A 229-nucleotide genomic window follows, 5' to 3' on the forward strand; every position below is an offset into this window, starting at 1 on the left:
CCTGAAAACGTCCTAAAGAGTAGTAAAAAAGCCGATCTAGATGCCCTCGATACATTGATTCATGATTTGATGAGTGGACAAACAATTCTATTTTTTCATGATAAAGAACTTGTTTTAAAAATAGATACATTCAGCGTTCCAGAGCGATCCATTACTTCTGCTGAAAATGAAACAACTGTACTTGGACCCCAAGATTCATTAACCGAATCTCTAAATTCAAGCCTGTCAT

General features: G+C 35.8%; 1 protein-coding gene. It reads left to right on the forward strand.

The features are described from left to right. On the forward strand, positions 1–229 hold a 229-nt coding region (locus AOA59_RS28245), incomplete at both ends, for a spore germination protein (RefSeq protein WP_143522839.1).

It is taken from the genome of Pseudomonas sp. 2822-15 (assembly GCF_002742515.1).
GTDB lineage: Bacteria > Pseudomonadota > Gammaproteobacteria > Pseudomonadales > Pseudomonadaceae > Aquipseudomonas > Aquipseudomonas salomonii.